Below are 13,001 nucleotides of genomic sequence, written 5' to 3' on the forward strand. Positions count from 1 at the left end.
AGCGGGCGGTCAGTCCAGAATGCGGCCGGTCTCGATCCACCAGAACGGATGCGCAGCTTTCAGAAAGGCGGCGGCCGCTTCAGCCGCATGGTCCGTGGCGAAAAGGCCGAAGTGCGTTCCGCCCGAGCCGGTCATGCGCGCCAGAAGGCAGTCGGGCGTTGCCTCCAGCGCAGCCTGCACGTCGGCCAGAATGGGAGCGACCTCGCGTGCCGGGGGGATCAGATCGTTGCGAGTGTGCGCAGCCAGCCAGGCGGCGAAGCTTTCGGCGGAGGCCAGGGCGCTGTGGGGCAAGTCGGCCAGGGGCGGGTTTTCACGCGAGGTCAGGGCGGCAAACACCTGCGGCGTCGGCACCGGCAGACGCGGGTTGACCAGCACGCAGGCCAAGCGCGGCAAGGCAGGAAGCTGCGTCACCTTCTCGCCGATCCCGGTCATGCGTGACGGACGACCGTCCAGACAGACCGGGACATCCGCCCCAAGGCGCAGGATGTCGGACATCGGCGGCATTGGCAGCCCGGTCAGGCGCTGCAGGGCCCGCAGCGTCGCGGCCGCGTCGGCGGATCCGCCACCGATCCCCGAGGCGATGGGCAACCGCTTGTCGAGGACCAGCGCCGCATCCGAAACTCCGAACAACCGGGCAGCCCGCAGGACCAGGTTGTCGGCTTCGGCCTGCAATCCGGCACCTTCCGGACCAGCGACGACCAGGGACAAGCCATGCGCCGGCGTCACGAAAACCCGGTCGGCCACGTCGGCAAAGACCACGAGGCTGTCCAGAAGATGATAGCCGTCCAGGCGCCGCCCGGTCACATGGAGACAGAGGTTGATCTTGGCTGGCGCGTTTTCCGCCACTGCCTCAGTTGTCATTCTCGGCTGCCTTGACCGGAGCCGGGGAAGCGCCCTCTTCGGCCATGACCGCGTCCAACCCCACCTCAAGCTTGCGCAGGATACGGGCCTTGTCCGTTTCGGACGGCTCGAAGGACAAGGCGCGGCGCCATTGGAACCGGGCTTCGAGTGTGCGGTCGTTCATCCAGTAGACGTCGCCCAGATGGTCGGTGACGATCGGATCGACGGGTTCCAGCAGCGAGGCCTTCTCCATCGGCTCCAGCGCATCGGCATACCGGCCAAGCTTGAAATAGGCCCAGGCGAGGCTGTCGATGATATAGCCCTGGTCGGGATCACCGGCGACGGCCTTCTCGATCATCCCCAAGGCTTCGTCCAGCTTTTCGCCGCGGTCGACAAGGCCATAGCCGAGATAGTTCAGGACCTGCGGCTGCGTCGGGTTCAACTCCAGCGCCTTGCGAAAGTCGGCCTCGGCGGCGGCCCAGTCCTTGGATTGCTCGTGGCAGATCCCGCGGTAGAAATGCAGGACCCAATCCTCGGTCCCGGCCTGTTTGGCAAGATCGATCGCAGCACTGTAGGCAAGCTCTGCTTCGTCGAAGCGCTCCTCGCTGCGTAGCAGGTCGCCAAGACCGAAATGGACGCGCGGGATGTTGCCGTTGGTCCGGGCCAGCGCCTGAAGCGCCTCGATCGCGGCGTCGGTCCGGCCCTGGGATTTCAGCGCGCCGGCACGGCCGATCTCGGCGGTGACATAGGCCGGGTCTTCGGGGGGAAATCCGGCGTAGGTTGCGGCGGCAAGCACGTGCTGGCCCAGCTCCTGAAGCACATCACCGGTCAGAAGCAGCGCATCGGAATGGTCTGGCCGCAGGTAGCCCGCGATCCGAAGATGCAGCAGCGTGTAGACCGGGTCCGCTTCGCCATTCAGCGCCGTCGAGATCGAGAACAGGACTTCGGCAATGCCGTCGCGGGCCGAGTTCACCGTATCGAAGGGAATGGGCTCTCCCGCCTGAAGCCGCTTGCGCAGACCATCGACCATCGGGTCGGCCGCAGTGCCGAAGGAGCGGTCCAGAAGGGCCAGCGCCTCGGGGTTCTTTTCCAGTTGGCTCAGGATTTGCGCATGGGCAAAGACCCCGCGGCGCATGACATAGATCGGGCCAGCCGCACGACCGGACAGGATCTCATCCGCACCTTCGAAGTCGCCGACCGAGGCGAGTGCCAGGGCCTTGTGGTAGAAACCGAAAGCCTCGAAGCCTTTCTTCTTGGTCACGGCGTCGAAAGCTTCGACCGCCTCCGACATCTTGCCTTCGCCAACCTTCGCCCAGGCGACGACAAGCGAATTGGTCAGGTCGCCCACGTCACGCCCCGTCCCGGCGGCAGAGAGGAGCGCGGCATAGTCCTCGCGCTGGGCTTCATCGGCGAGAAGCGCCATTTCGGCCAGTTGGCTGGGGGGACCCTCGACGGCCTTGCGCAGTTTGGCCGCCTCGATTGCCAGGGCAAAATCGCCGATGCCCATTTCGGCCAGGACAGCACCGTCCAGAAGCTGGGGATTGGACGCATCGGCCATGATCGCCTTGCCGTACCAGGTCGCGGCGGCGCGGAAATCGTTCTGTGATTCGGCGGTGCGTGCGGCGAGATAGGCACCGCTGTCGACCTGTTCCTCGGCCCGCAATGGCGTACCCAACGCGGCCGCAAGAAGAAGGGCGGTCAGGGTGCGGGACATGATCTGGCGCATCGGCCTCTCCTACAGGGACAGGGCGAGGGTAGCCGGACCCAACTGCCTGCGCAATGCACCGGGGCCCGACCTTGCGGCCGGGCCCCGGGGATTGGGACAAGCTTTCGTGAGGGCGTCACATGTTGGGGTAGTTCGGCCCTCCGCCGCCCATCGGCGTGGTCCAGACGATGTTCTGGCTGGGGTCCTTGATGTCGCAGGTCTTGCAGTGGACGCAGTTCTGGAAATTGATCCGGAAGGTGGCTGTGTCGCCTTCGCCCAGGACTTCGTAGACGCCGGCAGGGCAGTAGCGCTGGGCGGGTTCCGCGTATTTCGGCAGGTTGACGCCAATCGGGATCGAGGCATCCTTCAACACCAGATGGGCGGGCTGCGCCTCGTCGTGGTTGGTGAAGGAGAAGGCCACGTTGGTCAGCCGGTCGAACGACAGCTTACCGTCGGGCTTGGGATAGTCGATCGGCTTGTGGTCCTTGGCCAGGCCCGTGGCGGCCGCGTCGGATTTGCCGTGCCGGATGGTGCCGAAGGCGCTCAGGCCGATGGTGTTCAGCCACATGTCCACGCCGCCGCCCATCAGGCTGGCGACCAGACCGTACTTGGACCAGAGCGGCTTGACGTTGCGGACCTTCTTCAGGTCTCGGCCGATGGCGCCTTGGCGGACGTCGGTTTCGTACGAGGTCAGCTCATCGCCCTGCCGGCCCCCACTGATGGCGGCGTGCGCGGCCTCGGCGGCGGCCTTGCCCGAGAGCATGGCGTTGTGGTTGCCCTTGATGCGGGGGACGTTCACAAGGCCCGCCGAGCAGCCCAAGAGCGCCACCCCTGGCGCCACCATCTTGGGGATCGACTGCCAGCCACCCTCGCTGATCGCCCGTGCACCGTAGGCCACGCGCTTGCCGCCCTTCAGAAGGTCGGCCACCATCGGATGGTGCTTGAAGCGCTGGAACTCCATGTAGGGGTAAAGGTGGGGGTTTTCGTAGTTCAGGTGGACGACGAAGCCGACGTAGACCTGGTTGTTCTCGAGGTGATAGATGAACGACCCGCCGCCCGCATTCTTGCCAAGGGGCCAGCCCATCGTGTGGGTGACGGTGCCCTCGCGGTGCTTTTCGGGGTCGATCTCCCAGATTTCCTTCATGCCCAGCCCGTATTTCTGCGGGCAGTGGCCTTTCGACAGGTCGTATTTGGCGATGACCTGCTTGGCCAGGCTGCCGCGGACGCCTTCGGACAGGAAGACGTACTTGCCGCGCAGCTCCATCCCCGGTTCATATGACGGGCCAGGCTCGCGGGTTTCAGGATCGCGGCCGAATTCGCCGGCAACGACGCCGACGACGGTGTCGCCTTCGAACACCAGTTCGCTGCAGGCCATGCCGGGGAAGATTTCCACGCCCAGCCCTTCGGCCACGCCCGCCATCCAGCGGCAGACATTGGCCATCGAGACGATGTAGTTGCCGTGGTTCGTCATCAGGGGAGGCATCGGCCAGTTCGGGATGCGGATCTGGCCAGCCGGCCCCAGCATGTAGAAATTGTCTTCGCGCACGGGCGTCTTGATCGGAGCGTCCATCGAGCGCCAGTCGGGCAACAAGGCGTCCAGCCCGCAGGGGTCCAGGACCGCGCCCGACAGGATATGCGCCCCGACTTCGGAGCCTTTTTCCAAGACGACGACCAACCGATCCGGGTCCAGCTGCTTCAGCCGGATCGCGGCTGACAGGCCCGCCGGCCCGGCGCCGACGATCACGACATCATAGTCCATCTTCTCGCGCTGAATGGCGGTCATCGCTTGTCCTTCCCCGGGCGGCCACACCTGGTCCTGAAACACTGGCTTTTCGCGGCTTCCCTGTTGCCGCAGCGGGGCAGCAAGGTCAACCGTGACGCAACATCCCAAAGGCACATCCCGCCGCAAAGCTTTCTGTCTTGCCCGCGACGGACTGTTGCCCGCGCGCGGCATGACCCCTTGCATTTATGCATTCCATCGGGTGTGGTGAAGGGGAGTTAGTCCGAAGTCATGGGCCGCGATCCGGTCCGTGGCTTCTTCTTTTACTGTGGAATGCCGATGGAAAAGATCCCGATGACCCGGCGCGGCTTCGATGCGCTGGATGCTGAACTCAAGCAGCTCAAGACGGTGGACCGTCCGGCGATCATCCGCGACATCGCCGAAGCGCGCGAACACGGTGATCTGTCCGAAAACGCGGAATACCACGCTGCGCGGGAAAAGCAGGGTTTCATCGAAGGCCGCATCAAGGAGCTTGAGGGCGTCCTGTCCTTGGCCGACGTGATCGACCCCAGCAAGTTCACCGGCTCGATCAAGTTCGGCGCGACCGTCACCCTGGTCGACGAGGACAACGACGAAGAGAAGACCTACCAGATCGTCGGCGAGGTCGAAGCCGATATCGAAAATGGCCTATTGAACTTGCGCTCTCCGCTTGCCCGCGCCCTGATCGGCAAGGATGAGGGCGACAGCGTCGATGTAAAGACTCCCGGCGGGACCCGATCCTACGAAGTCCTGTCGATCCGTTACCTCTGATCCGGGGATGCCCTGGTGAAACCGCCGGTCAAGGATCTGCCGAAACGGGACGCTGGTCTGGACCAGGGTCCCCTTGCGCTCCTCAACGATCCACCCCGGCGGGGGATGGAGATCGCGGGCATCGGCCTAAGCGTGGTCTGGGTGCTTCTGATCCTGGTCTATGTGCTGGTGACACCGCCGGGCAGCGAGTCGCGCACACTGGGCCTGATCATGACCTTGCTCATGGTCTTCCTGCCCATCGCGCTGATCTGGGCAGTGGTGGTCACACTTCGCTCGATCCGCGAGCTGAGGGCCGAGGCGAAGCGGCTGCAGGCCACGGTCGACGCGATGCGGTCCAGCTATGTGCAAGCGCAAAGCCAGGGCAATGGCCTGAAACCCTCGGTGGAGCGGAAGATCGATGAGATCGCCGCCTCGACCAAGCAGGCCGAGACGGTTCTTGCCACCTTCTCTTCCCGGCGCGATGCCACGCTGTCGGTGCCCTCGGCGGATCGGAAGGCCGTGCTGGTCCAACCCCAGCCGGAACCCGCCGCAGAGGAGCCGACGCTGGCCCTTGGAACTCCGGCCGAGGAGTTCCGGCCACCGCTTTCGGTTTCAAGCTTCATCCGCGCCTTGCAATTTCCCGAGACGCCCGAGGACAAGGAGGGCTTTCGCGCCCTGCGACTTGCGCTGGAGGACCGGACCTCGGCCAAGCTGATCCGGGCGGCGCAGGACGTGCTGACCCTCCTCAGCCAGGATGGCATCTACGTCGATGATCTGCAGCCTGACCTGTGCCATCCCGAACTTTGGCGGCGCTTTGCCGGGGGCGAACGGGGCCGGTCGATTGCAGCCTTGGGCGGGATCAGGGATCGCGCCTCGCTGGCCCTGACCGCAGCGCGGATGAAGGCCGACCCGGTGTTCCGCGACGCGGCGCACCATTTTCTGCGGACCTTCGACAAGACTTTCGCCGCCTTCGAGCCCAATGCCACGGATGCCGAGCTTGCCGACCTGGCAGACACCCGCACGGCGCGGGCCTTCATGCTGTTCGGACGGGTGACGGGGACGTTCGACTGAAGCTGCGGCGAGCGGGAAGATCTTGCTGCAGGGGTGGCCATGCGTGGAACGGCTTTCCTATTTGACCGTCAAATCATGCGAGGGGATGAAACCTTGTTCCGTTAGGCATATGTTCGCCCCAGACAGGATTCCAACCGTAAGAGGTTCCACATGGCCGTCCGCATCAACGACATCGCCCCCGACTTCACCGCTGAGTCCACCGCCGGGACCATCCGCTTCCATGACTGGCTGGGCGACAGCTACGGCATCATCTTCAGCCATCCGCGCGATTTTACCCCGGTCTGCACCACGGAGTTCGCCGCCGTCGCCCAACTGGCCGCCGAATGGCAGAAGCGCAAGACCAAGGTGATCGGCGTGTCCGTCGACGGCGTATCGGACCACGAAAAGTGGAAGCGCGATATCGAAGCCTTTGGTGGTGCACCGGCCGATTTCCCGATCATTGACGACACCTCGCTGACGGTGGCCAAGGCCTATGACATGCTGCCGGCCGAATTCTACCTGCCGACCGAGGGACGGACTCCGGCCCACTCGGCGACGGTGCGGACGGTCTACATCATCGGGCCGGACAAGAAGGTGCGGCTGACGATGACCTATCCGATGTCGGTGGGCCGCAACTTTGCCGAGATCCTGCGTGCGCTGGATGCGGTGCAGAAGACCGACGGCGTGCCGCTTGCGACGCCTGCGAACTGGGTGCCGGGGCAGGACGTGATCGTGGCGCTGGCGCTGAACAACGAGCAGGCCACGGAACGCTTCGGCGAGCTGGACATCAAGCTGCCCTACCTGCGCTTCGCCAAGGTCTGAGCATTTGGGGGCGGCTTCGGCTGCCCCTTATACGCTTTCCACTTTGGGCAGCAAAAGCACCGGCGCGCCAAGTTCGACAAGGTCGTAAAGCTCGCCGATGTGCTCATTCGCCAGGCGCACGCAGCCGTTCGACACGGCTGAACCGATGGTCCAAGGCTCGGGCGTGCCGTGGATGCGCAGGAAGGTGTCTGCTCCGCTGTCGTCGAAGAGATAAATCGCGCGCGCACCCAAGGGATTGTCGGGTCCACCGGGCATGCCGTCGGCCCATTTCGCGTACTGGTCAGGGTCGCGGTCGATCATTTCGTCCGTCGGGGTCCAGCTCGGCCATTCCTTCTTGGCGCCCACGCTGAAAACTCCGGACTCGTACAGCGTTCCACGTCCCACGCCGACGGAATACTGCATCCCGCGATCGGGCGTCACGGCGTGGTAAAGCGCGAAGTAATCCGGGTCGACGATCAGCGCACCCGGGGCCTGCGGTTCCGAGAACCTGACGGGGCGGGGCAGGAATTCTTCGGGCATGATCCAGTCTTCGGCCGATTGCTCGGTGTGCGCGAAGGCGCGCAGCGGCAGGGCGGTAGCCAGGCCGGTGGCGATGAAGTGGCGGCGGGTGAAGCTCATGCTCTTGTCCTTTTGCTGTCATCCTTGCGGGAACGCTGGGTCACGCGCACCACAAGAAGCTGTGACACAAGACGGAAAAGGCCCCGCGGTTTCCCACGGGGCCTTCACATTCACGAAAGTCGGAAGGATCAGCCTTCGGCCGACTCTTCCTTCTTCTCGGTGATTTCCTCACCGGTTTCCTGGTCGACCATCTTCATGCCAAGGCGGACCTTGCCACGGTCGTCGAAGCCCAGAAGCTTGACCTTGACCTCCTGGCCTTCCTTCAGGATCTCGTTCGGGTGGTTCAGGCGCTTGCTGGCGATCTGGGACACGTGCACCAGACCATCGCGCTTGCCGAAGAAGTTCACGAAGGCGCCGAAGTCGACCAGCTTGACCACCTTGCCGGTGTAGATCTGGCCCTCTTCGGGTTCGGCGACGATCGACCAGATCATCTCGTAGGCCTTCTTGATGGCCTTCTGGTCGTTCGATGCGATCTTGATGATGCCGTCGTCGTTGATGTCGACCTTGGCGCCCGACACTTCGACGATCTCGCGGATGACCTTGCCGCCCGAGCCGATGACTTCTCGGATCTTGTCGGTCGGGATCTGCATCGTCTCGATCTTCGGGGCGTATTCGCTGAAGGCTTGCGCCGAGGTCAGCGCCTTGGCCATCTCGCCCAGGATGTGGATACGGCCGTCCTTGGCCTGCGCCAGGGCCTGCTTCATGATCTCGGGGGTGATGCCGGCGATCTTGATGTCCATCTGCAGCGAGGTGATCCCGGCTTCGGTGCCAGCCACCTTGAAGTCCATGTCGCCGAGGTGATCCTCGTCGCCAAGGATGTCGGTCAGCACGGCCCACTGGCCATCGTCTTCCAGAATCAGACCCATCGCCACACCGGCGACCGGGGCTTTCAGCGGAACGCCTGCGTCCATCATCGACAGCGAGCCACCGCAGACCGACGCCATCGAGGAGGAACCGTTCGATTCGGTGATCTCTGACACGACACGCACGGTGTACGGGAAGTCGGTCGGAGCCGGCAGAACCGCCTGCAGCGCGCGCCAAGCCAGCTTGCCGTGGCCGATTTCGCGGCGACCGGGCGAGCCGACACGGCCAACTTCACCAACCGAGTAGGGAGGGAAGTTGTAGTGCAGCAGGAAGTTCGACCGGTAGTTGCCGTTCAGCGCGTCGATGATCTGCTCATCTTCGCCCGTGCCGAGGGTCGTCACCACCAGACCCTGGGTTTCACCCCGGGTGAACAGCGCCGAGCCGTGCGCACGCGGCAGGATGCCGGTTTCGCAGGTGATCGGACGGACGGTCTTGGTGTCGCGGCCGTCGATGCGCTTGCCGTTCTTCACCACGTCGCCGCGCAGAACTGCCGATTCCAGCTTCTTGATCGCAGGATAAAGGTTCGAGTCGGCTTGGTCTTCCTCGCTCATCGCGGCCTTGATGGCATCGACAGCGGCTTCGATCGCACTGGTGCGGTCTTGCTTGTCGCGGATCGCGAAAGCGGCGCGCATCTGCTCTTCGCCGGCCTTCTTCACCTTGGCATAGAGGTCCGAGTAATCCGGCGGGGAGAAATCGAACGGCTCTTTCGCCGAGGTTTCGGCGAAGTCGATGATCAGGTCGATCACCGGCTGCATCTGCTCGTGGCCGAAGACCACCGCGCCCAGCATTTCCTCTTCCGTCAGCTCGTAAGCTTCGGATTCGACCATCATCACGGCGTCTTTGGTGCCGGCGATGACAAGGTCAAGGCGCTGCTCGGGCTTCAGACGCAGCTGCGTCATGTCGTCCATTGCAGGGTTCAGAACGTACTGGCCGCCGACAAAGCCGACGCGGGCCGCAGCGATCGGGCCCATGAACGGGACGCCCGAGACGGTCAGCGCTGCCGAGGTGGCAATCATTGCCACGACGTCCGGGTCGTTGACCAGGTCGCACGAGAGCACGGTCGCCATGACCAGCACTTCGTTGCGGAAGCCTTCGACGAACAGCGGGCGGATCGGCCGGTCGATCAGACGCGAGGTCAGCGTCTCTTTTTCCGACGGGCGCGCTTCACGCTTGAAGAAGCCGCCGGGAATCTTGCCGGCCGCGTAGTACTTTTCCTGATAGTGAACCGTCAGGGGGAAGAAGTCCTGACCCGGCTTCGCATTGCGCGCGAAGGTCACGTTGGCCATCACCTGCGTTTCACCCAGCGTCGCGATCACAGACCCATCAGCCTGGCGCGCAACTTTCCCGGTTTCCAGTGTGAGCGTTTCATTGCCCCACTGGATGGATTTCTTGGTCACATTGAACATGTATCGTTTCCTCTGAGGACCCGGCCCCTGCCGGTGCCCTCGTTGTCTGGCGGCCCCATTGCCGCCCTTCCCCCGTATCCTTTGCATGTGCCCCGGGGGCGGGCCGCACGTCTCAGATGGCGCGGGCCATACAGGAAAAGCCACTGTGCGGCAATGGTGTTGGGCAAAGCGGTCCGGCTAGTGCCGGGTTTCGCTGATCAGGCCGGGTCGAACGCCCAGACCCATCGAAGCGTCGATCACCGCGCCATGCAGGACGGTCGATGCGGGGGAGCAGAGGAACGCCGCAAGGGTCGCAATTTCAGCAGGCTGGATCAGGCGGCCCTTGGGCAACCCCGCGACAAAGCGGGCGCGGTCTTCCGGGGCCATCTGGTTCAGGGTCGACTGGCGGAACATCTCGGTATCGGTGGCGCCGGGGCAAATGGCGAAGACGTCGACGGGCTGGTGGACAAGTTCCGCGGCCAGTTGCCGGGTCAGGTGGGCGACGGCGGATTTGCTCATCCCGTCGGCAAGCGAAAAGCCCGGGAAAGCCGCGATGCCGCCGCCGACCGACGAAAGGTTGACGATCTTGCGCGCCGCCCCGGTGGTGCCCTGCGCCGCCAAGAACCGCCGGCACATCGACAGCGTCCCGGTGGCGTTGATCGCCAGCATGACCCCATCGCGCTGGTCTTCGTCTTCGGTGAAGGCAGCGACGGTTGCCGTTCCGACAGCCGCGTTGTTGACCAGGGCATCGATCCCGCCATGGCGCGCGGCGACGTCGGCCACGCAGGCGGCCATGCTGGCCGAGGAACGCAGATCAAGCGGGTGCAGCGTGGCGCTTTGCCCGGCGAAGGCCGCCTCAAGCGGCTCGGGTGGTTCGATACCCGGCACATGGGTCAGCGCGACGGTCCAGCCGTCCTGCAGAAGTCGGTCGACGATGGCGCGCCCGATCCCGCGCGCGCCGCCGGTTACCAGGGCAATGCCGGTCATGCGGTCTCCTGTCTTTGCGGAAAGGCTACCGCCTTACGCAAGATTGGGCCAGCGGATCAGAAGATGGCATGGGCGCCACGGTCATCGTCAACCTCTCCACGCAGCATGGCGGCATAGTGATCCTCCAGCCGGTCCTTGCCGAATTCGGGCGTGGCATCGGCAGCATAGCGTCCTGTTGCGGGGTCCCACAGCAGCATGGACTGGGTCGCGTAATAGCGCCCGATGCGGGCAAGCTGTGCCTTGGCCTTCAGGCGCGGAGAAAAGGTGCCAAGCGCGGAAAGGAGGCCAACAATCCCATGCATCAGCGCGACGGGGACCCGCCGGATGCGAACAGGTCGGCCAGTCAGCCGCTCCAGCATCGCGGCCTGGTCCAGGGGTGTGATCGCTGGTCCCGATCCACCAAGCGGCAGAATGCGGTTGCGCATCATCGGGTCGGTCAGTGTCAGGGCAAGGAAGCGGCCCAGGTCGGCGTCCGAAATGGGCTTGCAGGCCGTAAGCGTGCCGTCGCCGAAGACGAGGAAGGGCTTTCCCTGCGCGACCCGCGGGACCTGACCGGAAAGGGATTTGAAGAAGGCCGTCGGACGGACGATGGTCCAGACGATTGGCGCAGCCTGGAGCTCGCTCTCGAAGGCAAGTTTGGCGTGCTGGAACGCAAGAAGCGGCTTTTGCACGCAGATCGCCGAGAGGAGGACGAAGTGACGAACGCCTCCGGCCACGGCGGCTTTCAAGGCCGCAGAGTTGGCAGCGTGGTCCACGGCCCAGGCGTCAGCGGGCGCCCCGGTCCGGCTGGCGAGGCAGGAGACGACGGCGTCGATGCCGGTCGTGGCGGAGGCCAGCGTGTCCGGCGTCAACGCGCCCTGGAGCACCCTGCAGCCGGGGAGAAGAGCGGCGTCGGCACCGGGTCGGATCAGGGCGGTGACGTGGTGCCCCTCGGCGCGCAAAGCCTGCGCGGTCGCCCGGCCAATGGTGCCGGTGCCGCCAAGGAGGAGGATGGAAAGTGGGCCCATACTGTCAGTCTAGCATGACACTTTTTCTTGGCCAGCCGTCTTTGCAACCTATTCCGCCGCAGGCAGCATCCGGATGCCTTCGGCCTTGGCGTAGACCGACCGGGGCAGCCATTGGTCCATCGTCCGCATCAGGACCGCGTCGCCAGTGACGAACAGCCGACCGGCATCAATCTCGCGCGCGATGGTCGATCGCCCAAGGAAAAGCGCATTCCACGATACTTTCGTCGTCTCGACGTAAAGGTCGACGTCGACGTCCGGGATCTGGACGCAGACCTCGCATTGGGAGCCGGGGTCCGCAAGAAGCCACCAAGTCGGGTAGGCGCCGGGCTCGTCCACGAAGTGCAGGCGGATCACCACACGACGCGGCGGGAACTTCTCGGTCTGCACCGCCTTGCCCAAGAACCACATCATGCTGCCAAGGTCGCCGTCCGACAGCGCCACCTCGGCATCGATATGGCGCTGTGCCCAGATCGACAGCGCGTCCATGACCGGCTCCAGGTCCAGTGCCATCTGGGTGCGGATATAGTCCACCGATCCCTTGGCGCGATCCTCGACCCGCTCGACAAGGCCCGCCTTTTCCAGCTCGGCCAGCCGCTTGGACAGCACGCCGGGAGAGATGTTCCCGACCGCGCGGCGGATGTCGTTGAAGCGGGTATAACCGGACCAGATCTGGTTGAGGATCAGAAGTGTCCAGCGCGGTTCAAGAAGCTCGCACGCTTTGGAAAGGGCGCAGATCGTTCCATAGGGCCTGGATGGCATGGCATCGCCTCCTGTCTCGGAAAGTCTACAGGCCGGGGCCGGGGCGCGGCTAGTTCGAAAACCGTAGCAGGTCGCTCTGGTTGCTGCACTGGAGACGGCAGCCTCGGTTGGACAAGATCGGTGCAACGCAATCCAGGACAGGAGGTGCATGATGGACCGGACGAAAGGAATGGCGCAGGGCGGACGGGGCGTGCTTTTTGCCCCGGTCATGCAGGCAATGGGCCTTGTCGCAGAGTGGCGACGCCGGCAGCAGATCCGCAAGGCCCACGGGCTGACGTCGGAGGTGTTGCTGCGCGATATCGGACTGACGCCCGACGATCTGGTCGAGGCCCTCTCCCAGCCGCTGGACAGGGATGCCTCGGACAGGTTGGTCAGGGCGGCGGCAGAGCGGGCGGGGAACTGGTAGGCTTGCAGGATGTCCCCGTTGTGGCAGGATTGGCCCGTTGTGTTGTGTT

Annotated in this window: 12 protein-coding genes; 4 read left to right on the top strand and 8 right to left on the bottom strand. The window is 64.5% G+C overall.

Annotation, left to right across the window (positions count from 1 at the left end; translation table 11 throughout):
• Positions 1-9 precede the first annotated feature (9 nt).
• The 3 genes from Q0C42_RS16105 to Q0C42_RS16115 form a co-directional block, all read right to left on the bottom strand.
• Positions 10-861, bottom strand: a complete 852-nt coding sequence (locus Q0C42_RS16105; protein ID WP_295078116.1) for a 4-(cytidine 5'-diphospho)-2-C-methyl-D-erythritol kinase — start codon at positions 859-861, stop codon at positions 10-12.
• Positions 851-2,566 carry a tetratricopeptide repeat protein gene (locus Q0C42_RS16110; RefSeq protein WP_295078119.1) on the bottom strand — a complete coding sequence of 572 codons (1,716 nt, stop codon included), beginning with the start codon at positions 2,564-2,566 and terminating at the stop codon, positions 851-853. The genes Q0C42_RS16105 and Q0C42_RS16110 overlap by 11 nt, the downstream gene beginning before the upstream one ends.
• A gap of 115 nt (positions 2,567-2,681) precedes the next feature.
• Positions 2,682-4,328, bottom strand: a complete 1,647-nt coding sequence (locus Q0C42_RS16115) for an electron transfer flavoprotein-ubiquinone oxidoreductase (protein WP_295078122.1) — start codon at positions 4,326-4,328, stop codon at positions 2,682-2,684.
• A gap of 276 nt (positions 4,329-4,604) precedes the next feature.
• On the opposite strand from Q0C42_RS16115, the gene greA reads away from it, so the two are divergent.
• The 3 genes from greA to Q0C42_RS16130 all read left to right on the top strand — a co-directional run bounded on the left by greA (position 4,605) and on the right by Q0C42_RS16130 (position 6,926).
• Complete coding sequence (greA, locus tag Q0C42_RS16120; RefSeq protein WP_295078525.1) at positions 4,605-5,075, top strand: transcription elongation factor GreA; 471 nt, start codon at positions 4,605-4,607, stop codon at positions 5,073-5,075.
• Positions 5,076-5,090: 15 nt separating this feature from the next.
• The gene (locus tag Q0C42_RS16125; protein WP_295078125.1) at positions 5,091-6,125 is read left to right on the top strand and encodes a hypothetical protein; all 1,035 of its coding nucleotides are present in this window, start codon (positions 5,091-5,093) and stop codon (positions 6,123-6,125) included.
• A 150-nt stretch (positions 6,126-6,275) separates the two neighbouring features.
• Entirely contained in the window at positions 6,276-6,926 is a 651-nt protein-coding gene (locus Q0C42_RS16130; protein ID WP_295078128.1) for a peroxiredoxin, read from the top strand.
• Positions 6,927-6,953: 27 nt separating this feature from the next.
• On the opposite strand, the gene Q0C42_RS16135 is transcribed toward Q0C42_RS16130, so the two are convergent.
• The 5 genes from Q0C42_RS16135 to Q0C42_RS16155 all read right to left on the bottom strand — a co-directional run bounded on the left by Q0C42_RS16135 (position 6,954) and on the right by Q0C42_RS16155 (position 12,546).
• Positions 6,954-7,544, bottom strand: coding sequence for a L,D-transpeptidase (locus tag Q0C42_RS16135; RefSeq protein WP_295078131.1), 591 nt, complete (start codon positions 7,542-7,544; stop codon positions 6,954-6,956).
• A gap of 128 nt (positions 7,545-7,672) precedes the next feature.
• Complete coding sequence (gene pnp / locus Q0C42_RS16140; RefSeq protein WP_295078134.1) at positions 7,673-9,814, bottom strand: polyribonucleotide nucleotidyltransferase; 2,142 nt, start codon at positions 9,812-9,814, stop codon at positions 7,673-7,675.
• Between the two features lie 177 nt (positions 9,815-9,991).
• The gene (locus Q0C42_RS16145; RefSeq protein ID WP_295078137.1) at positions 9,992-10,780 is read right to left on the bottom strand and encodes an SDR family NAD(P)-dependent oxidoreductase; all 789 of its coding nucleotides are present in this window, start codon (positions 10,778-10,780) and stop codon (positions 9,992-9,994) included.
• Between the two features lie 56 nt (positions 10,781-10,836).
• Positions 10,837-11,787 carry an NAD(P)H-binding protein gene (locus Q0C42_RS16150; RefSeq protein ID WP_295078140.1) on the bottom strand — a complete coding sequence of 317 codons (951 nt, stop codon included), beginning with the start codon at positions 11,785-11,787 and terminating at the stop codon, positions 10,837-10,839.
• Positions 11,788-11,835: 48 nt separating this feature from the next.
• Positions 11,836-12,546: a helix-turn-helix domain-containing protein gene (locus Q0C42_RS16155; RefSeq protein WP_295078143.1), complete on the bottom strand. Its 711-nt coding sequence runs from the start codon at positions 12,544-12,546 to the stop codon at positions 11,836-11,838.
• 151 nt (positions 12,547-12,697) lie between these two features.
• On the opposite strand from Q0C42_RS16155, the gene Q0C42_RS16160 reads away from it, so the two are divergent.
• Positions 12,698-12,952 (top strand): hypothetical protein, encoded by a 255-nt coding sequence (locus tag Q0C42_RS16160; RefSeq protein WP_295078146.1) that lies wholly within the window; start codon positions 12,698-12,700, stop codon positions 12,950-12,952.
• Positions 12,953-13,001 lie beyond the last annotated feature (49 nt).

The organism is Tabrizicola sp. (assembly GCF_022842145.1).
Taxonomy (GTDB): domain Bacteria; phylum Pseudomonadota; class Alphaproteobacteria; order Rhodobacterales; family Rhodobacteraceae; genus Tabrizicola.

Bases quoted from the DNA above. Each gene is read 5' to 3' on its own strand.
- Q0C42_RS16105 (WP_295078116.1), bottom strand. From the start codon at position 861: ATGACAACTGAGGCAGTGGCGGAAAACGCGCCAGCCAAGATCAACCTC.
- Q0C42_RS16110 (WP_295078119.1), bottom strand. From the start codon at position 2,566: ATGCGCCAGATCATGTCCCGCACCCTGACCGCCCTTCTTCTTGCGGCC.
- Q0C42_RS16115 (WP_295078122.1), bottom strand. From the start codon at position 4,328: ATGACCGCCATTCAGCGCGAGAAGATGGACTATGATGTCGTGATCGTC.
- greA (WP_295078525.1), top strand. From the start codon at position 4,605: ATGGAAAAGATCCCGATGACCCGGCGCGGCTTCGATGCGCTGGATGCT.
- Q0C42_RS16130 (WP_295078128.1), top strand. From the start codon at position 6,276: ATGGCCGTCCGCATCAACGACATCGCCCCCGACTTCACCGCTGAGTCC.
- Q0C42_RS16135 (WP_295078131.1), bottom strand. From the start codon at position 7,544: ATGAGCTTCACCCGCCGCCACTTCATCGCCACCGGCCTGGCTACCGCC.
- pnp (WP_295078134.1), bottom strand. From the start codon at position 9,814: ATGTTCAATGTGACCAAGAAATCCATCCAGTGGGGCAATGAAACGCTC.
- Q0C42_RS16145 (WP_295078137.1), bottom strand. From the start codon at position 10,780: ATGACCGGCATTGCCCTGGTAACCGGCGGCGCGCGCGGGATCGGGCGC.
- Q0C42_RS16150 (WP_295078140.1), bottom strand. From the start codon at position 11,787: ATGGGCCCACTTTCCATCCTCCTCCTTGGCGGCACCGGCACCATTGGC.
- Q0C42_RS16155 (WP_295078143.1), bottom strand. From the start codon at position 12,546: ATGCCATCCAGGCCCTATGGAACGATCTGCGCCCTTTCCAAAGCGTGC.
- Q0C42_RS16160 (WP_295078146.1), top strand. From the start codon at position 12,698: ATGGACCGGACGAAAGGAATGGCGCAGGGCGGACGGGGCGTGCTTTTT.